27 protein-coding genes are annotated in these 24,640 nt (G+C 72.6%); 6 read left to right on the top strand and 21 right to left on the bottom strand.

Annotation, left to right across the window (positions count from 1 at the left end; genetic code table 11):
* Positions 1-22: 22 nt before the first annotated feature.
* The 4 genes from M0M48_RS17540 to M0M48_RS17525 are packed head-to-tail and all read right to left on the bottom strand — an operon-like array spanning position 23 to position 2,538.
* On the bottom strand, positions 23-532 hold the full coding sequence (locus M0M48_RS17540; protein WP_257752117.1) for a hypothetical protein: 510 nt from the start codon (positions 530-532) through the stop codon (positions 23-25).
* Positions 529-798, bottom strand: a complete 270-nt coding sequence (locus tag M0M48_RS17535; RefSeq protein WP_257752116.1) for a hypothetical protein — start codon at positions 796-798, stop codon at positions 529-531. Before M0M48_RS17535 ends, M0M48_RS17540 begins: the two co-directional genes overlap by 4 nt.
* 57 nt (positions 799-855) lie before the next feature.
* A complete protein-coding gene (locus M0M48_RS17530; protein WP_215814669.1) occupies positions 856-2,028 on the bottom strand; it encodes a CaiB/BaiF CoA transferase family protein in 1,173 nt (390 codons plus the stop codon).
* A 57-nt stretch (positions 2,029-2,085) separates the two neighbouring features.
* On the bottom strand, positions 2,086-2,538 hold the full coding sequence (locus M0M48_RS17525; RefSeq protein ID WP_215814670.1) for a MaoC family dehydratase: 453 nt from the start codon (positions 2,536-2,538) through the stop codon (positions 2,086-2,088).
* A 42-nt stretch (positions 2,539-2,580) separates the two neighbouring features.
* Between M0M48_RS17525 and M0M48_RS17520 the strand changes: the two genes are divergently transcribed.
* The gene (locus M0M48_RS17520) at positions 2,581-3,672 is read left to right on the top strand and encodes an adenosine deaminase (RefSeq protein WP_257752115.1); all 1,092 of its coding nucleotides are present in this window, start codon (positions 2,581-2,583) and stop codon (positions 3,670-3,672) included.
* Here the strand turns inward: M0M48_RS17520 and M0M48_RS17515 are convergent.
* Entirely contained in the window at positions 3,651-4,178 is a 528-nt protein-coding gene (locus M0M48_RS17515) for a hypothetical protein (protein WP_215814672.1), read from the bottom strand. The genes M0M48_RS17520 and M0M48_RS17515 overlap by 22 nt on opposite strands.
* Positions 4,162-4,800 carry an AAA family ATPase gene (locus M0M48_RS17510; RefSeq protein WP_215814673.1) on the bottom strand — a complete coding sequence of 213 codons (639 nt, stop codon included), beginning with the start codon at positions 4,798-4,800 and terminating at the stop codon, positions 4,162-4,164. The genes M0M48_RS17515 and M0M48_RS17510 overlap by 17 nt, the downstream gene beginning before the upstream one ends.
* 30 nt (positions 4,801-4,830) lie before the next feature.
* Here M0M48_RS17510 and M0M48_RS17505 point away from each other — a divergent pair, with 30 nt between their 5' ends.
* The gene (locus M0M48_RS17505) at positions 4,831-6,027 is read left to right on the top strand and encodes a dipeptidase (RefSeq protein WP_257752114.1); all 1,197 of its coding nucleotides are present in this window, start codon (positions 4,831-4,833) and stop codon (positions 6,025-6,027) included.
* A gap of 3 nt (positions 6,028-6,030) precedes the next feature.
* Here the strand turns inward: M0M48_RS17505 and M0M48_RS17500 are convergent, their stop codons facing one another.
* The 4 genes from M0M48_RS17500 to deoC are packed head-to-tail and all read right to left on the bottom strand — an operon-like array spanning position 6,031 to position 9,902.
* The gene (locus tag M0M48_RS17500) at positions 6,031-6,576 is read right to left on the bottom strand and encodes a putative immunity protein (protein ID WP_257754507.1); all 546 of its coding nucleotides are present in this window, start codon (positions 6,574-6,576) and stop codon (positions 6,031-6,033) included.
* A 25-nt stretch (positions 6,577-6,601) separates the two neighbouring features.
* Complete coding sequence (locus tag M0M48_RS17495) at positions 6,602-7,471, bottom strand: aldehyde dehydrogenase family protein (protein WP_257752113.1); 870 nt, start codon at positions 7,469-7,471, stop codon at positions 6,602-6,604.
* Positions 7,471-8,907 (bottom strand): aldehyde dehydrogenase family protein, encoded by a 1,437-nt coding sequence (locus M0M48_RS17490; RefSeq protein WP_257752112.1) that lies wholly within the window; start codon positions 8,905-8,907, stop codon positions 7,471-7,473. Before M0M48_RS17490 ends, M0M48_RS17495 begins: the two co-directional genes overlap by 1 nt.
* An 11-nt stretch (positions 8,908-8,918) precedes the next feature.
* Positions 8,919-9,902 carry a deoxyribose-phosphate aldolase gene (deoC, locus tag M0M48_RS17485; RefSeq protein WP_215814678.1) on the bottom strand — a complete coding sequence of 328 codons (984 nt, stop codon included), beginning with the start codon at positions 9,900-9,902 and terminating at the stop codon, positions 8,919-8,921.
* Positions 9,903-9,926: 24 nt separating this feature from the next.
* Between deoC and M0M48_RS17480 the strand changes: the two genes are divergently transcribed.
* From M0M48_RS17480 to M0M48_RS17470, 3 genes are read left to right on the top strand one after another with little or no spacing between them, the layout of a single operon-like run.
* Positions 9,927-10,538: a hypothetical protein gene (locus M0M48_RS17480; protein WP_215814679.1), complete on the top strand. Its 612-nt coding sequence runs from the start codon at positions 9,927-9,929 to the stop codon at positions 10,536-10,538.
* Positions 10,539-10,577: 39 nt separating this feature from the next.
* On the top strand, positions 10,578-11,183 hold the full coding sequence (locus M0M48_RS17475; RefSeq protein WP_257752111.1) for a PH domain-containing protein: 606 nt from the start codon (positions 10,578-10,580) through the stop codon (positions 11,181-11,183).
* A gap of 30 nt (positions 11,184-11,213) precedes the next feature.
* Positions 11,214-11,780 (top strand): FKBP-type peptidyl-prolyl cis-trans isomerase, encoded by a 567-nt coding sequence (locus tag M0M48_RS17470; RefSeq protein ID WP_257752110.1) that lies wholly within the window; start codon positions 11,214-11,216, stop codon positions 11,778-11,780.
* 13 nt (positions 11,781-11,793) lie between these two features.
* On the opposite strand, the gene M0M48_RS17465 is transcribed toward M0M48_RS17470, so the two are convergent.
* From M0M48_RS17465 to M0M48_RS17455, 3 genes are read right to left on the bottom strand one after another with little or no spacing between them, the layout of a single operon-like run.
* Positions 11,794-13,467: a phospho-sugar mutase gene (locus M0M48_RS17465; RefSeq protein WP_257752109.1), complete on the bottom strand. Its 1,674-nt coding sequence runs from the start codon at positions 13,465-13,467 to the stop codon at positions 11,794-11,796.
* A gap of 20 nt (positions 13,468-13,487) precedes the next feature.
* On the bottom strand, positions 13,488-14,480 hold the full coding sequence (locus tag M0M48_RS17460) for an aldo/keto reductase (RefSeq protein WP_257752108.1): 993 nt from the start codon (positions 14,478-14,480) through the stop codon (positions 13,488-13,490).
* Between the two features lie 34 nt (positions 14,481-14,514).
* Positions 14,515-14,898, bottom strand: a complete 384-nt coding sequence (locus M0M48_RS17455) for a MerR family transcriptional regulator (protein WP_215814682.1) — start codon at positions 14,896-14,898, stop codon at positions 14,515-14,517.
* 35 nt (positions 14,899-14,933) lie between these two features.
* Between M0M48_RS17455 and M0M48_RS17450 the strand changes: the two genes are divergently transcribed.
* The gene (locus tag M0M48_RS17450) at positions 14,934-15,386 is read left to right on the top strand and encodes an SRPBCC family protein (RefSeq protein ID WP_257752107.1); all 453 of its coding nucleotides are present in this window, start codon (positions 14,934-14,936) and stop codon (positions 15,384-15,386) included.
* On the opposite strand, the gene M0M48_RS17445 is transcribed toward M0M48_RS17450, so the two are convergent.
* The 8 genes from M0M48_RS17445 to M0M48_RS17410 form a co-directional block, all read right to left on the bottom strand.
* The gene (locus M0M48_RS17445) at positions 15,371-16,054 is read right to left on the bottom strand and encodes a biliverdin-producing heme oxygenase (RefSeq protein WP_257752106.1); all 684 of its coding nucleotides are present in this window, start codon (positions 16,052-16,054) and stop codon (positions 15,371-15,373) included. The genes M0M48_RS17450 and M0M48_RS17445 overlap by 16 nt on opposite strands.
* 132 nt (positions 16,055-16,186) lie before the next feature.
* Positions 16,187-16,753: a TetR/AcrR family transcriptional regulator gene (locus M0M48_RS17440; protein WP_215814685.1), complete on the bottom strand. Its 567-nt coding sequence runs from the start codon at positions 16,751-16,753 to the stop codon at positions 16,187-16,189.
* A gap of 95 nt (positions 16,754-16,848) precedes the next feature.
* Complete coding sequence (locus M0M48_RS17435) at positions 16,849-18,804, bottom strand: Ig-like domain-containing protein (RefSeq protein WP_257752105.1); 1,956 nt, start codon at positions 18,802-18,804, stop codon at positions 16,849-16,851.
* Positions 18,801-20,198 (bottom strand): hypothetical protein, encoded by a 1,398-nt coding sequence (locus tag M0M48_RS17430; protein WP_257752104.1) that lies wholly within the window; start codon positions 20,196-20,198, stop codon positions 18,801-18,803. Before M0M48_RS17430 ends, M0M48_RS17435 begins: the two co-directional genes overlap by 4 nt.
* On the bottom strand, positions 20,195-21,388 hold the full coding sequence (locus M0M48_RS17425; protein WP_257752103.1) for a hypothetical protein: 1,194 nt from the start codon (positions 21,386-21,388) through the stop codon (positions 20,195-20,197). Before M0M48_RS17425 ends, M0M48_RS17430 begins: the two co-directional genes overlap by 4 nt.
* Positions 21,385-22,185, bottom strand: coding sequence for a heme ABC transporter ATP-binding protein (locus M0M48_RS17420; protein ID WP_215814689.1), 801 nt, complete (start codon positions 22,183-22,185; stop codon positions 21,385-21,387). Before M0M48_RS17420 ends, M0M48_RS17425 begins: the two co-directional genes overlap by 4 nt.
* A complete protein-coding gene (locus M0M48_RS17415; RefSeq protein ID WP_257752102.1) occupies positions 22,182-23,306 on the bottom strand; it encodes a FecCD family ABC transporter permease in 1,125 nt (374 codons plus the stop codon). Before M0M48_RS17415 ends, M0M48_RS17420 begins: the two co-directional genes overlap by 4 nt.
* Positions 23,303-24,436 carry a heme/hemin ABC transporter substrate-binding protein gene (locus M0M48_RS17410; RefSeq protein ID WP_257752101.1) on the bottom strand — a complete coding sequence of 378 codons (1,134 nt, stop codon included), beginning with the start codon at positions 24,434-24,436 and terminating at the stop codon, positions 23,303-23,305. Before M0M48_RS17410 ends, M0M48_RS17415 begins: the two co-directional genes overlap by 4 nt.
* Positions 24,437-24,640 lie beyond the last annotated feature (204 nt).

Raw genomic sequence — 24,640 nt, 5'->3', positions numbered from 1 at the left:
GGGTGGTGGACCCGGATGGTTGTCAGGCGGTCTGCGCGGGCTCTCCGGTGTCGCGGACCAGGTAGACCCAGGGGAACGCCCGGCAGCCGACCTGCCAGCCGTCGCGCTCGTGCCGGCCCAGGCCGCCGGTCCACAGCACGCGCTTGTGCTCCCAGCGGGTGGGGGTGCGGACCATCCGGTGGCGGAGCAGTCCGGCCTCGACCGTGCGCCAGCCCAGCCGGCCCGCGATCTCGAGCTCACGCATCTCGTCGAAGGCGGTGACCGGGCCGAGCCAGCGCTCCTCGGCCGACGGGGGGATCTCGCTGGTGCGCCCGAAGCGCTGCTGCGCGGCCTGCCGGGTCAGCCCGAGGGTGGTGCCGATCGCCGACCAGCTGTGGCCCCCGGCGCGGGCCGCGTGGACCGCCTGCTGGAGCAGCTCGCCGGTGACCTGGTCCGCCTCCGCCGTACGGCGCACGAGCGCGAGCCGGTCGTCGGGGTCGACGTCGGCCAGGATCGCCTCGCCGAGGATGCCGGCGAGGTCCCCCACGCTCACGGCCGCGGGTCCTCGTCGCGACTGGGCAGCCACATGCCGTCGCCGCCGCGCTCGCCCCCCTCGCCCCCGTCGCCGTCGCCCTTGCCCTGGCCCGGGCGCGAACGCCGCTGGTGGGCCGAGAGCAGGGCGACGCCGCCGAGGATCAGCGCGATCCCGGCGCCGATGCACAGGCCCTGGGCGAAGCCGTCCAGGCTGCGGCTGATGGTGACCAGCGCGAGGCCGGCGATGACGGGGCCGAGGGTGGCCGCGTTGACAGGAGACTGCATGTGTCAATGATCGATTGACATCTGCGCGATGTCAACCCTGCATTGACGAACCGGGGCTCAGGCGGTCGCGTCCTCGCCGTCGAGCCAGGCCCGCACGGAGTCGTTGTGCTGGCCCAGCGTCGGGGGTGCGTCGTGGGCCTCACGGCCGCCGGCGTACGCGTTGTCGTCGAAGCGCAGCGCCGGCCCGGGCAGCTGGACCTTGCCGAGGGTGGCGTGCTCGACGTCGATGAGCAGGCCCTGGGAGAGGGTCTGGTCCCAGCTGTAGACGTCGTCGAGGGTGCGCACCTTGCCGGCCGGGACGCCGGCCGCGTCGAGCTTGGCGAGCGCCTCCTCGGCGGTGAGGTCGGCGAGCACGCCCTCCACCAGTGCGATGGTCTCGTCGCGGCGGGTGACCCGCTCGGGGTTGGTGGCGAAGCCCTCGAGGGCCGGGTCGATGCCGAACGCGGTGGCGAAGGTCTGCCAGAGCTTCTCGGAGCCGCAGGCGATCTGCACGGGCGCGGACTTGGTCGCGAACATGCCGTAGGGCGCGATCGACGGGTGGTGGCCGCCGGCCAGGCCGGGGACCTCCTTGGCCACGGTCCACTTGGTGCCCTGGAAGGCGTGGACGCCGACCATGCCGGCCAGCAGCGAGGTGTGCACGACCCGGCCGCGGCCGGTGCGCTCGCGCTCGTAGAGCGCCGAGACGACGCCGTAGGCGCCGTTCATGCCGGCGAGCAGGTCCGCGATCGGGACGCCGACCTTGGTCGGCTCGCTCAGGCCGGTCAGCGACATCAGGCCGCCCTCGCCCTGGGCGATCTGGTCGAAGCCCGAGCGCTGCGCCTCGGGGCCGTCGTGGCCGAAGCCGGTGATCTGCAGGACGATCAGCCGCGGGTTGATCTCGTGGAGCCGCTCGATCGGGAAGCCGAGCCGGTCCAGGACGCCGACCCGGAAGTTCTCCATCAGCACGTCGGCCTTGGCGACCAGGCGCGCGAGCACCTCCTGGTCGGCGGCGTCCTTGAGGTTGAGGGTGATCGACTCCTTGTTGCGGTTGGCCGAGAGGAAGTACGTCGACTCCCGCTCACCCTCCGTGGGGTCCATGAACGGCGGTCCCCAGCTGCGGGTGTCGTCGCCGGTGGGGCTCTCCACCTTGATCACCCGCGCCCCGAGGTCGCCGAGCATCATCGCCGCATGGGGGCCGGCGAGCGCGCGCGTCAGGTCGAGGACGAGGACATCGGAGAGCGGGGCAGACATGCGGCCACAGTAGGTGCCCATCTGCGGGCCGGAACATGGCAGGGGTTGCCAAACGGCCTAGGGCAGCAGGAGCACCACGGTCTCGGCGACGGCGGCCGGCTTGGCCTCGTCCTCGATGTCGATCGTGTGCCGCAGGGTGACCTGGTAGCCGCTGGCGAGCTCGGTGACCTCGCCGACGGCGACGGTCAGCCGGATCCGCTTGCCGACCAGCACCGGGTTCGGGAAGCGGACCTTGTTGACGCCGTAGTTGAGCTTGGCGCCGGGCGTCTCCAGGCTGAAGATCGACTCGCCGAGCCACGGGACCAGCGACAGCGTGAGGTAGCCGTGCGCGATGGTGCCGCCGAACGGACCCTCCTTGGCGCGCTCGACGTCGACGTGGATCCACTGGTGGTCCCCGGTCGCCTCGGCGAACTGGTTGACCCGCTCCTGGGTGATCTCGACCCAGTCGCTCGTGCCCAGGGTCTCCCCGGTGGCGGCGATCAGCTCGTCGAAGGTGGTGAACACCCGCATGTTCTGCTCCTGATGTGGTGAGGCCCGGCTAAGTTTGCGGTCATGGAACCTACACGCGGCCTTCCGGAGGACCTGCTGCGGGCGGCCCCCAAGGTCCTGCTGCACGACCACCTCGACGGCGGGCTGCGTCCCGCCACCATCGTCGACCTCGCCGCGGAGGTCGGGCACGCGCTGCCCGAGACCGACGCCGACGCGCTCGCGACCTGGTTCGCCGAGGCCGCCGACTCGGGCTCGCTGGAGCGCTACCTCGAGACGTTCGCGCACACGGTCGGCGTCATGCAGACCGCCTCCGCGCTGACCCGGGTGGCCCGCGAGTGCGTCGAGGACCTCGCCGCCGACGGCGTCGTCTACGCCGAGATCCGCTACGCCCCCGAGCTCCACGTCGAGTCCGGCCTCGAGCTCGAGGAGGTCGTCGCCGCCGTCCAGCAGGGCTTCGCCGAGGGCATGGCCGCCGCCGGCGACCGGATCATCGTGCGCCACCTGCTCACTGCCATGCGCCAGGCCGCGCGGGCCATGGAGATCGCCGAGCTCGCCATCGCCTGGCGCGACCGCGGCGTCGCCGGCTTCGACATCGCCGGCCCCGAGGCGGGCTACCCGCCCACCCGGTTCATCGACGCCTTCGAGTTCCTCCAGCGCGAGAACTCCCACTTCACCATCCACGCCGGCGAGGGCTTCGGGCTGCCGTCGATCTGGGAGGCCGTGCAGTGGTGCGGCGCCGACCGGCTCGGGCACGGTGTGCGGATCGTCGACGACATCGACGTCGACGACGCCGGCGTCGCGCGGCTGGGGCGGCTGGCGTCGTACGTGCGGGACAAGCGGATCCCGCTCGAGATGTGCCCGTCGTCCAACGTCCAGACCGGCGCCGCGCCGTCGATCGCCGAGCACCCGCTCAAGCTGCTCGCCTCGCTGCGCTTCCGGGTCACCGTCAACACCGACAACCGGCTGATGAGCCGGACCTCGCTGAGCCAGGAGTTCGCGCTGCTCACCGAGGCGTTCGGCTACGGCTGGGCCGAGATGGAGTGGCTGACCGTCAACGCGATGAAGTCGGCGTTCATCCCCTACGACGAGCGCTACCGGCTCATCACCGAGACCATCAAGCCCTGGTACGCGGCTCAGATGGCGAACCAGAAGTAGTTCCAGCGCCCGACCCCGACCCGGTGGCCCGCCCAGTTCTCGCGGGGCACCCGGATCAGGCGCGCGCCGCGGGACGGGTCGAAGACCTGGATGCCGTCGCCCACCTCGCCGACCGCGAGCACCACGTGGCGGGGGAGCAGCCGGCTGCCGAGGTAGACCGCGACCGGGCGGGTGCGCAGCTGCTCGCGCACGACGTCGTACGCGAGGTCGGGGCGGGGGCGCGCGTGGACGGTCGCGACCGGCCGGCCCGAGAGCACCCGCAGCGCGTCGGCGACCGCCCACGGCGGCGTCCCGAGGGCGCGGGGCCACGGCACCTGGAAGCGGTCGCGGGCGCTGCGCGAGGAGGTGAGGAGCCGGTGCTCCTCGGTGATCTCCGCTCCGCCGTCGCCGTTGCGGGGACGCCACTCGCTCAGCACGGCGCGCGCGGCGAGGACGCTGGCCGCGCCGCAGCTGCGCTCGTCGGGCTGGCCCAGCGCGCCCGGAGCGAGGTCAGCCGGCCAGCGCATGATCGCCCTCCGCGGCGCCGTCGCTGAGCTCGGCGAACGCCCGGTCGCCGGTGGTCACCCGGCAGCCCACGGCGGCCGCCCGCCGTACGATCTGGCGCTGGACGCGGGCCAGCGCGAGGCCGCGCCGGACCAGGACCAGGGGCGGCTTGCGGTGCTCGCGCAGGTCGCGGGTGAGTCGGCGCCAGAAGGTGACGACGGGGTGCTGGGTGACGCAGTACGCCGCCGCGAGGATGCCCGCCTGGCGGCACTCCTCGACGATCTCGGCCGCGAAGATCCCCTCGGCGCAGAACCTCGTGGCCCCACCGAGGTCGAGCCGCTGGCTGCCGGTGCGCCGGCTCTCGGAGATCGAGTAGACCGGGACGTCGGCCGCGCCCGTCGTGCACAGCGACCGGAGCGCGGCGAGGGCGTCCTCGTGGCTCCACGTGCCGGGGTGGTCCCAGTCGACGAGGCCCGCGTTGGCGCCGTCCTCGATGAGCGGAAGGTCCGGTGCGTCGCCGTCGCGGTAGAAGTCGTCCAGGCGCAGCGTCGGCCACCCGAACGCCTTGGCCAGCCGTTCGGCGAGCCGGGACTTGCCCGACCCGGACGGGCCGGCGAGCACGATCACGCGGGCACGGGAGGTCATGGGGGTCGAGTCTGCCGTACCCTGCCCGGCATGGGTGAGGGGACGCGGCCGCGACGCCGCTGGATCAAGATCACGCTGCTGTCGCTGCTCGCGCTCGTCGTGGTCGGTGCGGCCGGCTTCTTCACGTTCGCGCCGCGCATCGTCGAGAACGGCATGAACCGGATCGATCCGGCCGAGCTGCCCGAGGTCAGTGCCTCGACCCAGGAGCTGCACGACTCGCTCGAGATCATCGACATGCACTCCGACACCCTCATGTGGGACCGCGACATCCTCGACCGCTCCGACCGCGGGCACATGGACCTGCCGCGGCTCGAGGACGGCAATGTCGCGCTCCAGGTGTTCTCGTCGGTGTCGAAGTCGCCCAAGGGCCAGAACTACGACAGCAACACCGACGAGACCGACAACATCACGCTCCTCACCATCGCCCAGCTCCAGCCGCCGCGCACCTGGCGCTCGCTGCTCCAGCGCTCGCTGTACCACGCCGAGAAGCTGCGCGACGCCGCCGAGGACTCCGACGGCGCCCTGCGCCTGATCCGCACCCGCGAGGACGTCGACGGCCTGATCGCCGACCGCGAGGACGGCAAGAAGGTCACCGGCGCGCTCTTCTCGGTCGAGGGCCTGCAGAACCTCGAGGGCGACTTCGGCAACCTCGACAAGCTCTACGACGCCGGCATGCGCATGGCCGGCTTCACCCACTTCTTCGACAACGAGGTCGCCGGCTCCATGCACGGCGTCGACAAGGGCGGCCTGACCGACCTCGGCCGCCGCGTCCTCGCCGAGATGGAGCGCCGCGGCATCATCGTCGACATCGCCCACGCCAGCCACGACGCGGTCGCCGAGATGCTCGACCTCGCGACCAAGCCCGTCGTCCTCAGCCACGGCGGCGTCCAGGCCACCTGCAAGGTCAACCGCAACCTCACCGACGAGGAGATCCGCGGCGTCGCCGCCACCGGTGGGGTCGTCGGCGTCGGCTACTGGGACGCCGCGGTGTGCGACCTCACCACCCAGGCCGTCGTCGACGCCATCGACCACGTCGTCAAGATCGGCGGCATCGAGACCGCCGCGCTCGGCAGCGACTACGACGGCGCGACCACGGTCGGCTGGGACACCTCGCACCTCGCCGCGATCACCCAGGAGCTCGTCGACCGTGGGTACGACGACGTCGAGATCGCCGCGATCATGGGCGGCAACACACTGCGGGTGCTGCGGGCGACGCTGCCCGAGTAGGCCTCAGGCGCGCAGCGCCGCGTCGAGCGCGGCCAGGAGCACCGCCGGCCGGCTCGGCCCGACGTGCGCCGGGGGATAGCGGCGCAGCACGTCGACCACGACCGGCATCGCGCGCGCCCGGGCGGCCGCGGCCTCGACCGCGGCGAGACCGGCGTCGGGATCGTCGCCGGCGGTGAGCTCGGCGATCCGGGCGGCGTTGGCCGCCGCGCGCAGGATGTGGCCCACCTGGTGGGACTTCGCGATCGGGTGCAGGTACGCCGCCGAGGCGGCGTCGCCCGCGGCCTGGGCGGCGAGCCGGGCGGTCTCGGTGGGCGCGACGGCGGCGGCCCGGTGGGCGTCGAGCGAGGTGACCCGCTGGAGCATGGTCCGGGGCGCGCCGTCGACGAAGACCCGGGCCGCGTCGAGCGCCGCGCCCGGGCGGGGGTCGTCGGGGCAGGCCGCGGTGAAGACGGGCAGCACCGCGGTGGCCGCGTCGGCGGCGTAGCGGGCGACGGCCCGGAGCTCGTCGAGCGTCAGCGCGAAGTCGCCGCCGCTCGCCGTGCTGGTCATCGTCCCGGCCGCCGCCGTACCCGGCTCAGATCCCGATCGGGTGCCAGACCGTCTTGGCCTCGACGAACGCGGTCATCGCCGACAGCTCGGGCTCCGCGGCCCAGTCGGGCTCCTCGGCCGGCGCTCGGCGTACGCGCTTGAGGTTGTCGGCCGCCGCGACCTCGAGCGAGGTGGCCAGCTCGTCGTCGCCGGCGACGCCGCCGAGGTCGATCGCGTTGACGTCCATGTGGGCGGCGAGCCACGGGCCGAGAGTGGCCGCGTCGCCGGTGAGGATGTTGACCACACCGCCGGGCACGTCGGAGGTGGCGAGCACCTCGGAGAACGTGATCGCCGGGAGGGGGCGCCCGTAGGAGGAGACGACCACCGCGACGTTGCCGGTCACGATGACCGGCGCGACCACGGAGACCAGGCCGAGCAGCGAGGACTCCTGGGGGGCCAGGACGCCGACGACACCGGTCGGCTCGGGCGCGGTGTGGTTGAAGAACGGGCCGGCGACCGGGTTGGCGTTGCCGATCACCTGGGCGAGCTTGTCGGCCCATCCGGCGTACCAGACGAGGCGGTCGACGGCGGCGTCCACCTGGGCGCGGGCCGCGGCGGCGGAGACGCCCTCGGACTGGCGCACGGCGTCCTCGAACTGGGGGCGCCGGTCCTCCATGACCTCGGCGATGCGGTAGACGATCTGGCCGCGGTTGTAGGCCGTGCGCGCCGACCAGGACCCGAAGGCCTTGCGGGCGGCGACGACGGCGTCGCGGACGTCCTTGCGGGAGGCGAGGGCGGCGTTGGCCACGAACTTCCCCTTGCTGTCGGTGACCTCGTAGGAGTGGCCCGACTCCGAGCGGGGGAAGGCCCCGCCGATGTAGAGCTTGTAGGTCTTCCGTACGTCGATGCGCGCCATCAGGCGTCCGCTCCCTTCAGGTACGCGGCGAGACCCTGGCGGCCGCCCTCGCGGCCGTAGCCGGACTCCTTGTAGCCACCGAACGGGCTGGCCGGGTCGAACTTGTTGAAGGTGTTGGCCCACACCACGCCGGCCCGCAGCTGCGAGGCCATGTGCAGGATGCGCGAGCCCTTCTCGGTCCACACGCCGGCGGAGAGGCCGTAGGGCGTGTTGTTGGCCTTCTCGACGGCCTCGGCCGGGGTGCGGAAGGTGAGCACCGAGAGGACCGGTCCGAAGACCTCCTCGCGGGCGATCCGGTGGGCCTGGGTGACGCCGGTGAAGATCGTCGGCGGGAACCAGAAGCCGGACGAGGGCAGGTCGCACGAGGGCGCCCAGCGCTCGGCACCCTCGGCCTCGCCGATCTCGGACAGCTCGCGGATCCGGTCGAGCTGCTCGCGCGAGTTGATCGCGCCGATGTCGGTGTTCTTGTCGAGCGGGTCGCCCACGCGCAGGGTGCCCATGCGCCGCTTGAGCCGGCTGAGCACCTCGTCGGCCACGGACTCCTGGACGAGCAGGCGCGAGCCGGCGCAGCAGACGTGGCCCTGGTTGAAGAAGATGCCGCCCACGATGCCCTCGACCGCCTGGTCGATGGCCGCGTCGTCGAAGACGATGTTGGCGGCCTTGCCGCCCAGCTCGAGGGTGACCTTCTTGTCGGTGCCGGCGACCGCGCGGGCGATGGCCTTGCCGACGTCGGTGGAGCCGGTGAACGCGACCTTGTCGACGTCGGGGTGCCCGACGACGGCCTGACCGGTCGCGCCCGCGCCGGTCACGATGTTGACCACGCCCGGCGGGAGGTCGGCCTGCTGGCAGATCTCCGCGAACAGCAGCGCCGTCAGCGGCGTGGTCTCGGCCGGCTTGAGGACGACGGTGTTGCCGCACGCCAGCGCCGGGGCGACCTTCCACGCCAGCATGAGCAGCGGGAAGTTCCACGGGATGACCTGGCCCGCGACGCCCAGCGGCTGCGGGTTCGGGCCGAGGCCGGCGTGGTCGAGCTTGTCGGCCCAGCCGGCGTAGTAGAAGAAGTGCGCGGCGACGATCGGGACGTCGACGTCGCGGCTCTCCTTGATCGGCTTGCCGTTGTCGATCGACTCGAGGACGGCGAGCTCGCGGCCGCGCTCCTGGAGGATCCGGGCGATCCGGAAGAGGTACTTGGCCCGCTCCTTGCCCGACATCCGCGACCAGCCGCGGAAGGCGCGGCGGGCGGCCTTGACGGCCAGGTCGACGTCGGCGTCGGAGGCCTCGGCGATCTCGGCGAGCGTCTCCTCGGTGGCCGGGTTGATCGTCTTGAACGACGCCCCCCGGCCGTCGACGAACTCACCGTCGATGAAGAGGCCGTAGGACGGCTTGATGTCGACGATGCTCCGCGACTCCGGAGCCGGTGCGTACTCGAAACCCATGTCGTGATCCCTCAGTCCAGGGTGAAGTAGTCGGGACCGCTGTAGCGGCCGGTGGTCATCTTGGTGCGCTGCATGAGCAGGTCGTTGAGCAGCGTCGAGGCCCCGAACCGGAACCAGTCGGGATCGAGCCAGTCGTCGCCGGCGATCTCGTTGACCATCACGAGGTACTTGATCGCGTCCTTGGTGGTGCGGATGCCACCGGCCGGCTTGACGCCGATCTGGACGCCGGTCGCCTCGCGGAAGTCGCGCACGGCCTCGAGCATCACCAGCGTGACGGGCAGTGTCGCGGCCGGCTGCACCTTGCCGGTGGAGGTCTTGATGAAGTCGGCGCCGGCCAGCATCGCCAGCCACGAGGCACGTCGTACGTTGTCGAGGGTCTGGAGCTCGCCGGTCTCGAAGATCACCTTGAGGTGGGCGTGCGACCCGTCGGGGCGGACGCAGGCCTCGCGCGTCGCGACGATCTCGTCGAAGACCTGGAGGTAGTGCCCGGCCAGGAAGGCGCCACGGTCGATCACCATGTCGATCTCGTCGGCCCCCTGGGCGACCGCGTCGCGCGTGTCGGCGAGCTTGACGTCCATCGACGCCCGCCCGCTCGGGAACGCCGTCGCGACGGCCGCCACGTTGACCGCGTCGCCGACGATGGCCTTGACCTCGCCGACCAGGTCGCCGTACACGCAGACGGCGGCAACCGACGGGCAGGACGGGTCGGCCGGGTCGGGACGCAGCGCCTTGTTGGCGAGCGCACGGACCTTGCCGGGGGTGTCCTGACCCTCGAGCGTGGTGAGGTCGACCATCCGGATCGCGAGGTCGAGCGCCCACGCCTTGGCGGTGGTCTTGATCGAGCGGGTCCCGAGCCCGGCGGCACGCGCCTCGGCTCCGACCTGGTCGACGCCGGGCAGGCCGTGGAGGAACCGGCGCAGCGTCGCGTCGCTGGTGGTGACGTCGGCGTAGGCCGCGAGTCCCGGTGCGGGACCGGTGGGGGCGGAGGTCGGCATCTGCCCAGCATAGAGTTGGTTGCTGTGCAGAACGAAGGTGTCGAGAAGGTCGAGCGCTACAGCTCGGGTGGGCGGGGCACGGGCGTGGTCGGCCTGGTCATCGTGGCGGCCGTCGCGCTCTACGGCATCCTCGACCGAGGCGCGGACTACCAGGCGTGGTTCATCGCGCTCTGCGTGCTCTTCGCGGCCCTGCTCTGGGCGATCCTGCTGCGTCCGGCACTCGTGCTCCACGACGACGAGATCGAGCTGCGCAACATCCTCAAGGACCGCTGGATCCCCTATGCCCGGATCACCGAGATCAAGATCGACCAGATGACCGTCGTCCACACCGAGGACGACAAGTACATCGGCGCGGGCTTCGGCCGGAGCCGGCGGATGATCCGGCGCGACGGCACCAGCGGCGGGACCGCCGGTCTGGACCTCAACGGCCGCTTCGAGTCCGGCTTCGCCGCCGACCCGCCCGACGAGCGCCGCTCGATCGGCTGGCTCGTCCAGGACAAGGTGCAGCGGCGCGCGGCCAACGCCCGCGACCTCGGCGCCGACCCCGGCCCGGTCCGGGCGACCTGGTCGTGGCCCGTGGTCGCCCTGCTGGGGGGACTGGCGCTCGTGACGCTGGTGCTCAGGCTGGTCGGCTGAGCCGACCGCTCGCTCGTCCGTCTCGTCTACGGTGGCGACGTGGTTCTCGGGGGACCTGAGCGGTTCAGCTCGGGTGGCAGAGGTGTCGGCGTCGTCGGACTCGTGGTGGCGGCCGTCTTCGTCGCCGTCGGCCTGCTGCGCGAGGGGGACGGACGGCTCCCACCGTGGCTGCTCGCAGCCGGCGCGCTGTTCGGCGTGCTGAGCTGGTCGGTCCTGGTCCGGCCGTCCGTGGTGCTGCATCCCGAGCACCTGGAGCTGCGCAACGTCCTGCGCGACACCACCATCCCCTACGGCCGGATCGCCGAGGTCCGGGTCGAGCACGTGACCGTGGTCGAGGCCGGAGGCCGCCGGTACCTCGGTACCGGCCTGGGCCGTGCCCGGCGCTCGCTCCGGCGCGAGGGGGCCGGGGCCGGCGACGGCTCCGCGGTCGACGTCCTGGCGCGGTTCGGCTCAGCGTTCGATGCCTCCGACCGGGATCACACGTCGATCGGCGGTCTGGTCCAGACCAAGATCCAGCACCGGGTCTGGCAGGCGGAGGGCACGGTCGGCGAGCCCGGAGCGGTGCGGCAGCGGTGGGCGTGGCCCGAGCTCACGCTCCTCGGGGCGCTCGCCGTCGCGACCGTCGTGCTGGCCCTCGCGGGCTGACGGTTTCGCCCCGTTCGTAGGCTGCACCCCATGCAGACCCGTGCCCGGCTCGCCGCCGCTGCCCTCGTGTCCCTGTCGGTGCTCGCCCTGAGCGCGTGCGGCGACTCCGGCGACGACAAGGCGTCCGACAACTCATCGGCCGCTCCGTCGACCACACCGTCGGACGACGCGCCGGCCGCCACGGGGCAGGAGTGCACGGTGGACGACATCGAGGTCACCGGTGAGTTCGGCGCGACGCCGACGATCACCATCCCCGACGACTGCACGCCGCCGACCACGCTGCTGAGCAAGGACCTCGTCGCGGGGAGCGGCCCGGCGGCCAAGGAGGGCGACACGGTCGAGACGAACTACCACCTGGTGACCTGGTCCAACAAGCAGGTGCTCGACAGCTCGTTCTCGCGCGGCCAGACGTTCCCGCTCGAGAACCTGGGCAACGCGCCGGTCATCGACGGCTGGAACCAGGGTCTGATCGGCGTCCAGAAGGGCACCCGGCGGCTGCTGGTCGTCCCGCCGGACCTGGGCTACGGCGAGGGCGGCAACGGCGTCGCGCCGAACGAGACCCTCGTCTTCGTCGTCGACGCGGTCTCGATCAGCTGACCCGCGGCGCGCCCTAGATCCCGGCAGCCGCCGCGATGTCGGCGCGCAGTGCGGTGAGCCGGGTGGCGGCCTCGGCGCGCGCGGTGGCGACGTCCCCCTCGGCCACCGGTACGACGACCTCGAGGTAGCACTTGAGCTTGGGCTCGGTCCCGCTCGGCCGTACGACGACCCGGCTGCCGTCCGCGGTCCGGTAGCGCAGCCCGTCGGTGGGCGGCAGGTCGGGCGATCCGGCGCTCAGGTCGTCGGCCGCGGTGACCGGTGAGCCGCCGAGGGTGGCCGGCGGGGTGTCGCGCAGGCGGCCCATGGCGGCGCCGATCTCGGCGAGGTCGGTGACCCGGACCGACAGCTGGTCGGTGGCGTGGAGGCCGTAGGTGACGGCGATGTCGTCGAGCAGGTCGAGCAGCGAGCGGCCGTCGGCCTTGGCCTGCGCGGCGATCTCGCAGAGCAGGAGGGCCGCGGAGACGCCGTCCTTGTCGGCGACGTTGGCCGGGTCGACGCAGTAGCCGAGCGCCTCCTCGTACCCGAAGACCAGCTCGGGCAGGCGGCCGATCCACTTGAAGCCGGTGAGCGTCTCGGCGTACCGCTGCCCGTGGGCGGCGGCCATCGTGCCCAGCAGCGACGACGACACGATCGAGGTCGCGTAGACGCCGGTGCGACCGGTGCGCAGCAGGTGGTCGGCGAGCAGGGCGCCGACCTCGTCGCCGCGCAGCATCCGCCACCCCCCCGGCCCCGGTACGGCGGCCGCGCAGCGGTCCGCGTCCGGGTCGTTGGCCACGACGAGGTCGGCGTGGACCTTCTCGGCGAGGGCGATCGCGCGGTCGATGGCGCCCGGCTCCTCGGGGTTGGGGAAGGCGACCGTCGGGAAGTCCGGGTCGGGCAGCTCCTGCTCGGTCACCACGGCCGGCGCGGCGAAGCCGGCCGTCTCCAGGACGAGCGGCAGCACGCCGCCGCCGACCCCGTGCAGGGGCGTGTAGACGATGGCGAGGTCGCGCGGACCGTCGGCGGCCACGCCGGCGACGGTGTCGAGGTAGGCGTCGACGATGCTGTCGTCGAGCACCCGGCCGGAGGTCGTCTCCAGCCTGGGTCGGGGCACAGAGGCGAGCGAGCCGACGGCCGCGATCGCGGCGGCGATGCCGCTGTCGGCGGGCGGCACGATCTGGCTGCCGTCGCCGAGGTAGACCTTGTAGCCGTTGTCCTGCGGCGGGTTGTGGCTCGCGGTGACCATGACTCCGGCCGCGCACCCGAGCTCCCGGATCGCGAACGCCAGCAGCGGCGTCGGCAGCGGCCGGGGGAGGAGGAGCGGCACCAGCCCGGCGCCGGCCATCACCTCCGCGGTGTCGCGGGCGAAGACGTCGGAGTTGTGGCGGGCGTCGTACCCGATGACGACGGGGGTGCCCGGCGGCGTCCCCTCCGCGAGGAGGTACGCCGCCAGGCCCGCTGCCGCCCGGATCACGACGACCCGGTTCATCCGGTTGGGCCCGGCCCCGAGCGCGCCGCGCAGGCCCGCCGTACCGAACTCGAGGGTGCCGCGGAACCGGTCGGCCAGGTCGGCCCTCGCCTCCTCGTCCAGCCCGTCCTCGACGGCCGAGATGATGCCGGAGAGCTCGACGCGGGTGTCCTCGTCGGGATCCTCGTCCCGCCAGGCCAGGGCGCGGGCGATGAGGAGGTCGGTGTCAGGCGTGGTCACCGGGACACGGTAGCGGCCGGTCAGCCGTCGATGGTGCTCATGTCGCCGTAGCGCTCGCCCGCGACGGCGTCGCGCGGGACCGCCGCGTCGAGGGCCGCGAGGTCCTCGGCGCTGAGCGTCACCTCGCGGGCGCCGGCGTTCTCCTCGAGGTAGGCGACCCGCTTGGTGCCGGGGATCGGCGCCACGTCGTCGCCCTGGGCGAGCACCCAGGCGAGCGCGAGCTGGCCGGGCGTGCAGCCGTGCCGGTCCGCGAGGGCGCGGACCTGGTCGACGAGCCCGAGGTTGGTGGCGAGGTTGTCGCCCTGGAACCGCGGGAAGTACGCCGAGGAGCGGCTGTCGCCCGCCCCGAAGCCGTCGGCGCCGACGGTGCCGGTGAGGATGCCGCGTCCGAGCGGGGAGTACGGGACCAGTCCGATGCCGAGCTCGCGCACGGTCGGGAGGATCTCGTCCTCGAGGTCGCGGGTGAAGAGCGAGTACTCCGTCTGGAGCGCGGTGATCGGGTGCACCGCGTGGGCACGGCGGATCGTGTCGGCCGAGGCCTCGGACAGCCCGAGGTGGCGCACCTTGCCGGCCTCGACGAGCTCCTTCATGGCGCCGACGGTCTCCTCGATGGGGACGTTCTGGTCGACGCGGTGCTGGTAGTAGAGGTCGATGTGGTCGACCCCGAGCCGCTGGAGCGAGGCGTCGCAGGCGGCGCGCACGTACTCCGGGCTGCCGTTGATGCCGCGCCGCTCGCCGTCGGGCGCGCGGTCGACGCCGAACTTGGTCGCGAGCTGGACCTCGTCGCGCCGGCCGGCGATCGCCTTGCCGACGAGCTGCTCGTTGGTGAAGGGGCCGTACATGTCGGCGGTGTCGAGGAAGGTGATCCCGAGGTCGAGCGCGCGGTGGATGGTCGCGATGCCGCCGGCCTCGTCGGGGGTGCCGTAGAAGTCGGACATGCCCATGCAGCCGAGGCCGAGGGCGGAGACCGTGAGGGAGGACGTCGTACCGAGGGTGCGGGTCGAGTTCGTCATGACGGACAGCCAACCCCTTGGAGTGCGCTCCAGGTCAAGCGCTGCGCTCCAGGACGCAGTCGGTGTAGAGGTCGATCTTGTGCTCGATGGCCGCGAGGTGCGCGGTCACCTCGGCGAGCTGGCGCAGCACCTGGTCGCGGTGCGCGTGGAGGAGGGCGAGCCGGTCCTCCTCGTTGCCGGTGCCGGCGCGGACCAGGTCGGCATAGCGGCGTACGTCGCGGATGGGCATGCCGGTCGAGCGCAGCCGGGTGACCAGCTCGATCCAGCGCAGGTCGTCGTTCTCGTAGCGGCGGTGGCCGCCGGAGGCGCGGGGGACCGGCCGCAGGAGCAGGCCGTCCTTCTCGTAGTAGCGCAGTGTGTCGGTGGTGAGGCCGAGGGTCGTGGCGGCCTCGGCGATGGGGAGTCCCGTGCTCGGCATGGGTCCCAGTGTGGCGCGGCGGTCATGATGGAGGGATGCTCCGCTCGTTCGAGTTCGCCGACACCTGGGAGGTGCCCGCGCCCCCGGAGACGGTGGCGGCCGTGCTCACCGACCTCGCGGAGTACCCGCGCTGGTGGCCGCAGGTCCGGGCGGTGGCCAGCCTGGGCCCCGAGACGGCGTGGGTGCGGTGTCGCTCGGCGCTGCCGTACACGCTCGACCTGGTCCTCGACGCGGTCAGCCGTACGCCGCCCGTGGTCGAGGTCGCCGTGAGCGGGGACCTCGAGGGGTTCGCGCGGTTCACCCTGGTGCCGGTCGCGGGTGGGACCCGGCTCGACTTCCGCCAGGAGGTGACGGTGCGCGGGGCGCTCGCCCTGGCGTCGTACGCCAGGCGGGCGGTGCTGGTGTGGAACCACCAGCGGATGATGGCCGGGTGCCGGGCGGGACTGGCCGCCCGGCTCCGGGACATCTCGGGTCAGGCGGCGCGGTAGCGGTCGATGTCGCGACCGAGCTCGTCGAAGACGGCCTGGTTGAGCGCGAAGGCGACCTTGACCTCGTCGACGACCGCGGCGACCTGCTCGGGGGAGAGGTCCAGGCCGTCGAGGCGGGCGCGGTAGGCGTCCTTGTAGGGCTTGGGCTTCGGGATCTCGGCGAAGTCGTAGAACGCGACGCCGACGCCCTCGGGCAGGCCGTAGGTGCGGCTGAGGATCCGGCCGATGGCCTGGCCGCCGGACAGGTCGCCCAGGTAGCGGGTGTAGTGGTGGGCGAGCAGCGCGCCGCCCAGGTCGTCGCGCTCGGCCGCGGCGCGCAGGCGCGCGACGTAGGCGTCGGTGGCGGCGGAGACCACGGTGGCCGGGTCGGTGTCGGGCGCCCAGTGCTGCAGGTCGGCGTCGATGGCGGCGAGGCGCTCGAGCGCGGCGTCGTGGACGGCGGCGACGGCGGGGGCGTCGGCGCGCTCGCGGACGACGTCCTCCATCGCGGCGTAGACGCGGCGCAGGCGCAGCAGGAGGGCGGCGTAGGCCTCGGTGGTCAGGCGGCCCTCGAGCAGCTCGGCCATGTAGGTCGAGCCCTCGGCCGCCTCGTGCTCGGACCGCGAGCCCTCGCGCATGGCGGTCGAGAGGGTGAGGTCCTCGTCGCGGACGGTGGTGGCCACGGACATGGCTCGGGCTCCTCGGAGATCGGGGTCGGAGAATGCTTCTTGACCAAGTGTCAGAAACATGTCGACATCTTGTCAATACCTCGGGCGCACTTTTTCTTAGGTAAGCCTAACTGAGTGCGCGAAGAGCCGGGGTCAGTCGCGGTGACCGAGGCCGCGGAGCACGAACTCCTCGACCGCGGCGAGGGGCAGCTGGCGGGTCGCCAGGGCCGCGTGGAGCAGGGACATCGCGGCCTTGCGGTCGGTGACCTGGAAGGCCCCCTGGGCGATGCCCTCGTCGAGGATCTCCTCGAGCACCTCCTCGACCGCGGCGACGTGGTCGTGGATCTGCTCCATCGCCTCCTCGGAGAGGAGGTGGTAGAGGATCCCGCCCATCCCGGTGTGGAACTGCTGGCCGGCCTGGAGCTGGTGGCGCAGGTAGACCCGGATCTTGGCGACCGGGTCGGGGACCAGGTCGAGGTCGCGCCGCAGGTCGGCGAGGTAGTGGACGGTCTCCTCGGTCGCGAAGGCGACCACGACCGCCTCCTTGTCGCGGAAGTGGTGGTAGATCGCCGTCCGCCCGATCCCCGCCCGTGCGGCGATCTGGGCCATCGTGATCGCGTCGAAGCTGCGCTCGTCCATCAGGGCCCCGAAGGCATCGAAGATCCGGCGGCGCACCAGGTCACGATGGGCGGGGAGAGTCTCGGCGGCGATCTTCGGCACGGTCAGATTCTAGGCTTCCGGGAGCAGGGGCAGAGGTGGGGACACGACGGGGCCGGCGGTCCGGTCGGGACCGCCGGCCCCGTCGTCAGGGGCGATCAGCGACGCTTGGCGGTGACCTTGGCCTTGCTGCTCGCGCCGGTCAGCTGGCTGTCACCGGCATAGGTGACGGCGAGCTGGTACTTGCCGGCCTTGAGCTTCGGGGCCTTCAGCGTGACGACGCCCTTGCTCAGCGTGCCCGTCAGGGTGCGGACCTTCTTGCCCTTGGCGTTCTTGATCACCACGGTGACCTTGCCGGTGGCGGTGATCCCGGGCGCGGTGACGCTGACCTTGAGCTTGCCGGCCTTGCGGGCCGTCGGCTTCTTGGTCCACGCGGCGCTGACCCGCGAGGCGACCTTGGCGACGTCGAGGGTCGTGGTGGACGTCGCGGACTCGACCGTGCCGTCGCTGGTGTAGCTCGCCACCAGCGCGTAGCGGCCCGGAGCCAGCTTGGGCAGCGTCACCGCGGCGGCGCCGTCCTGGAGCTGGGCCGAGGTGGTCGTGACGACGGTGCCGTTGGCGCGCTTGACCTGGAGCTGGACGTCACCGGTGGCGGTCTGCGTCGAGTTCACCTTGAGCCGGGCCGTGCCGGTCGCCGCCGGCGTGGGCTTCTTGGTGACCTGGGTGGTGACCGAGGCCGGCCCGTCGGCGAAGGTGATCGGCGTGTAGGTCTCGTACGACGCGGCGACACCGCCGCTGCCCGCGTAGGTGTAGATGCCGTAGTTGGTCAGCGACGGGTCGGTCGCCGCGGCGTCGATGGCCGCCTTGTCGACGATCAGCGTCGCGGTGAAGCTGCCGTTCGGCGACAGGACGATCCCGCCGGCGGCCGGACCACCGATCGTGGCCAGGTCCTCAGCCAGGACGGCGTACTTGTTGTTTCCGTTCTTGCGTGCGCTGGACGGCGCGCCCTGCGACGGGCGCCAGGTGGTGGCGTACTTGCCGAAGGCGATGTAGGTGCCTGCGGGCTTGCCGGCGAGCGGCGGGCGGGTTCCGGTGGCCAGGCTCGGGTCGAAGCCCGTGCCGGTCACGGTGACCTCGTGCGCCCCCGAGGGGAGCAGCGTGGTCTTGGAGACCTGGACGGCCGGCGGGCCGACCTTGGTCCAGCTGATGTCCAGCGGGAGCGTGGGCTTCTTCGCGTCGGCCGCGCCGCCCGAGGAGTACCAGTAGGGGCCACCGCCGGTGGTCTGCACGAAGTCGACGAACGACTGCGGGAACGAGCCCCAGTCGGCGCCCGTGCGGACCTGGGCGGTCGCGCCGGCCGGCGCGGTGTACTCGACGCCGCGGTAGGCCGGCGTGGTGGTGAGACCGAGGTCCTCGACGTCGACCCCGGTCAGGGTCGCGAGGGTGACCTCGGTGGCCGGCAGGTCGACCCACTTGGTCTGGTCTTCCATGTCGGTGCCGTAGCCGTCGAGGGTCGCGGTGACCTCGCCGGAGCCGTCGGCGTTAACGGTCAGCTCGGGGTCGGAGACGTAGAAGAACGTCATGCCCGAGTAGTAGACGACCGTGGCGTCGCCGTCCCACTGCACGGAGGCGGTGTTGGCGGCGGCGTCGACCCGGCCGGTGCCGTTGCGGAAGACCAGCTGGGTCTCGGCGAACACGTTGCTGCTCGCGGGCGAGGTCGAGGCGCCGGCGGAGTTCTGGCGGGTGCCGTCGAACGTGGTCGGGGCGTAGCCGCCGCCGGCCTGGAGGTCCTCGACGGTGACGTTGCCGGCGTGGTTGGTCCAGCCGGCGGGCTTGTTGTTGCTCCACGTCGCGCCCTGGTCGGCGGTCTTGAGCGTCACGCCACCGACGGTGGGGTCACCCAGCTTGCCGGCCGAGAAGAGGTTCCAGGTGCCGGGGGCGAAGCCGGCGTTGTTGGACTCGTTGGACACGCCCCAGCGGAGGGTGGCGTTCTCGACGAGCACACCGGTGGCCGCGTGCGCGGCAGGTGCGGTCGCGACACCGAGGACACTGAGCCCGGCGGCGGTGAGGGCGGCGGCGGCGATCCCCGCGATGCCTCTACGGACGGTCTTCATCGGGTTCCTTTCAGGCGGTTCATGAAGGGGGTGGACAGGGTGATCCCGGCTGCTCCGAGGAGCAGGAGGATCCCGAGAGCCCACTCCCAGGCCGTGCCGTCCTGAACGGGACGGTCGGTCGAGGTGGGGGCGGAGGTGAGGGCGTAGGCGATCGGCGGCTCGTAGGCGGCCGGGTTCGCCGTACCCGCGTCGGGGGTGGTGGCGCCGGTGCCGAAGGCGTTGCCCGGCAGGGCCGGGCTGCTCGGCTGGTCGACCGGCAGGGAGGGGCCCGGAGGCTGGACCGGCGGCGGGTTCTGGCCGGGCTGGTTGGTCGGCTGCGGCTTGGGGACCGTCGGGGTGGCCGGGGGCTTCTCGGGGACGATCGCGGTCTTGGCGTCCCAGCTGACGGTGATCGGCTTGGCGACCTTGAACTCGTCGGTGCTGCCCCCGGAGGAGAACCAGTACGCCGCGGAGCCGGCCTTCTCGAGGAACCGCAGGAAGCTGGTCGGGAAGGCACCCCAGTGGGCGCCGCTCGTCGACTGCGCCGAGCCGTCGGCGGGCTTGAAGGGCACCTTGAGGTACTTGGCGACGGCGGTGAAGCCCTTCTCCGCCGCCAGCTGGGGAGCGCCCACGCCCTGGAGGTCGACCAGCGTGACCGGGGTGGCGGGGACCGGCGACCACTTGGTCATGTCCTCCATCGAGCTGGCGAACCCGGACGCCGTCGCGGTGATCGACGCGGTGCCCTGGGCCAGGTCGACCCTGAGCACCGGGTTGCTGAGGGTGAAGAAGGTCATCCCGGAGTAGTAGAAGAGCGTGAACGAGCCGGTCCAGGTGATCGTCGCGGTGCCGGCAGCGGGGTCGACCTCGCCCTTGCCGCCGGAGATGACGACCTGGTGGTTGCTGAAGGTCCCCGCGGTCGGGCTGCCCAGCGTGGTGGTGTCATCGGCGGCGGTCTTGAGGCCGGCGTAGTCGGCCAGGCGGGGACCGCGGGTGGTGTTCTTCTCGATCCGGACGTTGCCGGAGCGGGCCAGCCAGGCGACCGCCTTGGTGGTCGGCCAGCGGCCGGCGGTGTCGAGGGTCTGGCCGCCGCGGCCCGGGTCGGGGGCCTTGCCCGCGGAGAGGAAGTTGAACGTGCCCGGGGCGTGGGCGCGGTTGTTGCTCTCGTCGTTGACGCCCCAGCGGAAGACGGCGTCCGTGACGGCGAACGCGGTGTCGTCGTCGGTGGGCTGCTCGGTGGGCTGCTCGGAGGGCTGCTCGGTCGCGGTCTCGGTGGCGGTCTCGGTGGCAGCGGGGGTGCTCGGGCCGTCAGTGGGCTCCCCGTCGGCGACGGCGGGCAGGCCGAGCCCGGCGACGAGCAGCAGGGCGGCGGCGAGCAGCCCGGCCAGGGCCGTCAGGACGTGGTGGCGCCGGCTCATGCGGTCACCGCCGACCGGCCGCGGCGGCGCAGCAGCAGGCGCAGCGCCAGGCCGAGCAGGGCGAGGGCGAAGACGCCGACCGCGACGAGCAGGAAGATCCGGCCCGCGCCGAGGCCGTCGTCGTCGGCGTCGTCGGTGGTGGCCGCGGCGGGGGTGGTCGCGTCGTCCGCCGGCCGTACGGCGAACCGCTCGGTCGTCGTCCCGCCCGAGGCTGCGCCGGTCAGCCGGAGCTCGTGGGTGCCGGAGGTGAGGGTCCGGGGGAGCGGGAGGATGCCGGCGACCTCGCCGGAGGGGCCGGCGACCATCGGGCCGATCCCGGCGACGCCGTCGTCGAGGACGCCGAGGACCTGCTCGCCGGGACGGAACCCGGTCGCGGTGAAGGCGAGGGTGTTGCCGACCTTGGCGGTGAGCCGGTCGGTGGTGAGCTTGGGGGTGACCTTGCCGGTGCCGGTGGGCGTCTTCGCGGGGTTCGCGGTGCCGGTCTCGCCGGTGCTGCCGCCGGTGCTGCCGCCGTTGGTGGCGTTGTCCCCGGTGCCGGTACCGCCCGTGGTGGCACCGTTGTCGGCGGTGCCGGTTCCGCCGGTCGGAGCACTGTCGTAGACGTTGGTGAACCGGACGGGCGTGAAGCTCTCGTTGGCGCGGTTCTTCACGCCGTGGGCGCCGATGGTGATGATCCCGCAGGTGACCTTGGTGCAGTCGACGGTCGCGACCTTGCCGTTGCGGTCGACGCTCTGGAAGGTCGGCCCGGGCACGGTCATGGTGGTGCGGAAGCTGCCGTTGGCGGCGAGGGTCCCGTTGGCCTCACCGGCGGTGGAGCTGCCGGGGAAGGCGATGAAGCGCAGATAGCCCTGGTTGTTGGCGGCGTTCTCGGCGTCGGGGATGTAGCGGTAGTCCTTGCCGACCACGCCGCCGCGCGAGGGCTTCCAGGAGCCGCCGGAGGGGTCCTTGACCCAGCCGAACATGACGTAGACGCCGCCGAAGCCGCCCTTGACGACCTGGAAGCCGTTGCCGCGCACGGTCAGCGGGGTGCGGTAGCGGGAGTCGGCGGCGGCGGTGCCGCGGTCGTTGGTGACGGTGGTCCGGCCGGCGGCCGCGGCGGGCGCGGCGGTGGTGCCGGTCAGGCCGACGGCGAGGCCGGCGGCGAGCAGGGTGAGGGTGAGCAGCCGGGCGGCAAGGGAGTGCGGGGTCATGCGGTCTCCTCCCGCGTGATGAGGGCACGCCGGTCGGGGAGCACGAGGAGCTCGCCGGTCGCCGGGTGCGGCAGGACGTCGATGGGGTGGTCGTAGACGAGGCTCAGCAGGGGAGCGGTGAAGACCTCGGCGGGTGCGCCCTCGGCGGCGACCCGGCCGTGGTGGAGCAGGGCGACCCGGTCGGACCAGGCGGCGGCGAGGGTGAGGTCGTGCAGGACGACGACCACGGCGGCGCCGGCCGCGGCCTGGGTGCGGGCCTCGGCGAGGACCGCCTCCTGGTGGCCGATGTCGAGGGCGGCGGTCGGCTCGTCGAGGAGCAGGACGCCGGTGCGCTGGGCGAGGATGCGGGCGAACGACGTCCGCCCCTTCTCGCCGCCGGAGAGCAGGCCGAAGGGCTGCCCGGCCAGCCGCTCGATGTCGGCGGTGGCCATCGCCTCGGCGACCACGCGCTCGTCGTGGTCCTCCTCGGGACGGCCGCGCCAAGGGGAGCGGCCCATCCGGACGACGTCGATCGCCGGGAAGGGGAACGAGATCTTGTGCTCCTGGGTGAGCACGGCGCGGGTGCGGGCGAGGTCGCGCAGCTTCCACTGCTCCAGCGGGGTCCCGTCGAGGCGGACCTCGCCCTCGTCGGGCGTCTGGTCGCCGGCGAGCACCGAGAGCAGGGTGGACTTGCCGGCGCCGTTGGGGCCGACCAGCGCGAGTACCTCGCGGCGGCGTACCTCGAGGTCGACGGACTCCAGGATCGGCCGGCGGCCGTAGCTGAGCGAGACGCCGTGCGCCGACAGGACGGGGCTCATGCCCAGCCCCCCGACGTACGACGGGTGCGGCGCAGCAGCCAGAAGAAGAACGGCCCGCCCACCAGCGAGGTGAGCATGCCGAGCGGCAGGTCGGTGTAGGCGACGGCGGTGCGGGCGACCGTGTCGGCGCAGATGAGCACGAGCGCACCGGCCAGGAACGAGGCGATGAGCAGCGTGCGGTGGCCGGGGCCGGTCACCATCCGCACCAGGTGGGGGACGATGAGCCCGACGAAGGCGACGATGCCGCAGAAGCTGACCGCGGCGGCGGTGAGCAGCGCGACCACGACGATGAGCACGATCCGCAGGCCCTCGACGTTGACGCCGAGGTGACGCGCCGAGCGCTCACCGAGGGCGAGCAGGTCGAGGCTGCGGGCGCAGGCGAGGGCGATGACGACGCCGGCGACCGCGAGCGGCGCGACCACGACGACATAGGTCCACCGGCTGCCGTTGAGGCTGCCGAGCTGCCAGAACACGATGGACTCGCGGGCCTGGGTGTCGCCGAGGAACATCAGCAGCGCGAGCAGCGCGCCGGCCACGGCGTTGACCGCGATGCCGGTCAGCACGAGGGTGACCACCTCGGTGCGGCCGTCGGAGCGGGAGAGCGCGTAGACCAGGAGGGTCGTGGCGAGGCCGCCGATGAAGGCGCACACCGGGATCGACCAGTCGCCGGCGAACCGGAGGCTGAAGACGATCGCGACGCCCGCGGCGACCGCGGCGCCGGAGGAGACCCCGACGACGCTGGGCTCGGCGAGCGGGTTGCCGAAGACGCCCTGCATCGCGGCGCCCGCCACGGCGAGCGAGCCGCCGACGATGACGGCCATCGCGATCCGCGAGAAGCGGACGTTCCACAGCGTGTACTCGCCGTTGGGGTGGCTGGGCATCGGCCCGGCGTCGATGCCGAGGCGGTGCGCGATCGAGCCGAGGATCTCGCTGAGCGGGATCGTGAGCTGGCCCGAGCCGCCCGCGACCAGGATCGCGACGACGAGCGCGCCGACCAGGCCGGTGTAGAGCAGCGCGATCCGGCGCCGGCGGTGCCGGTCGAGGACGGCGGTGCCCCCGGCCACGCGGTCGGTGCCGGTCTCGGCGCGGTCGAGCGCCGGTCCGGGCACGGTCGCGGTCACGAACGGTCCTCGGCGGGCAGGCTCTCCGGCGCGTAGAGCGCCACGGCCAGCGCGTTGAGGACGTCGGCGGTGCGCGGCCCGTAGCTGAGGATCTGGGCGTCGTCCATCGCGATGACGCGGCGGTTCTCGCCGGCCGGGGTCTGGGCGAGCGCGGGGAACTGGTCGAGCAGGCCGTCGACGCCGCCGACGGAGTCGAGGCCCTTGCTCATCATCACCACGACGTCGGGCTGGGCCTTGATCAGGCCCTCGTCGTTGACCGGCTTCATGCCGTTCCAGCCGATCTCGCTGCTGACGTCGTAGCCGCCGACGGCGGTGATCAGCGCGTCCGCGCCGGAGCCGCGGCCGAACATGTAGTAGACGTTCGCCTGGCCGCGCACGTACAGGAAGATCATCCGCATCTGGCCGGTGACGTCCTGGGGAGCGACCTTCGCGATCTGCGCCTCGACGGCGTCGGCCTCCTTGACGATCCGCTCGCCGAGCTGCTTGCCCTGCTCGGGCACGCCGAGCGCGTCGGCGACCTGCCCGGTGAGCTCGGCGAGGTTGTCGAGGCTGCGCTCGGCGTCGACGACGACCACCGGGATGCCGGCGTCGCGGACCTGGAGGACGACGTCCCACGGGCCCAGCGAGGTGTCGGTGATGAGCACGGTCGGGTCGAGCCCGAGGATCGCCTCGGCGTTGAGCTCGTGGCCGTTCTGGGTGACCAGCGGCCGGTCCTCGATCTCGTCGTACGCCGAGGAGACGTCGCGGCCCACGATGCTGTCGCCCAGGCCGAGCTCGAAGACGGTCTGGGAGAGCGTGCCGTAGACGTCGAGCGCGAGGATCCGGCTGGCGTCCTTGACGGTGACCTTGGTGCCTTGTGCGTCGGTGACGGTGACCGGCAGCTGCGGGGTCGGGTCGTCCTCGACCGGGCGGATCTCCGGGCTCGGGAGGTTGATGTCGACCGGGCCCTGGTAGGCCTTCGGGTCCTTCAGCGTGGTGACGTCGGCGATCGAGGGGACCGCGGTACCGGGCCCCTCCTTGCCGTGCCCGCTCTGCTTCCCGTCGAGCACGGGACCGCAGGCGCTCAGCGCCAGGGCGGCGGCAGCGACGGCGGCCAGCGTGCGGAAGGGGCGGGTCGTCGGGGAAACCATGCGCTGCTCTTTGCTGTCAGAGTGTCAACATCTCGGGCGAAGGCGACCCTAACACAAGCTTAGGCTCACCTAATTACGTCCCGAGTATGTGCAGATCACGCGCGGGGAGCGCGGCGCGAGAAGCGGCCGAACGGATCTGACGGACCGTCAGGCAAGTGCTTGACGCCCGTGAGTAATTCGGTAAGGCTTACCTTACCTCGGACG

It is taken from the genome of Pimelobacter simplex, from assembly GCF_024662235.1.
Classification (GTDB): domain Bacteria; phylum Actinomycetota; class Actinomycetes; order Propionibacteriales; family Nocardioidaceae; genus Nocardioides.
This window is presented reverse-complemented; position numbering and strand designations above follow the sequence as displayed.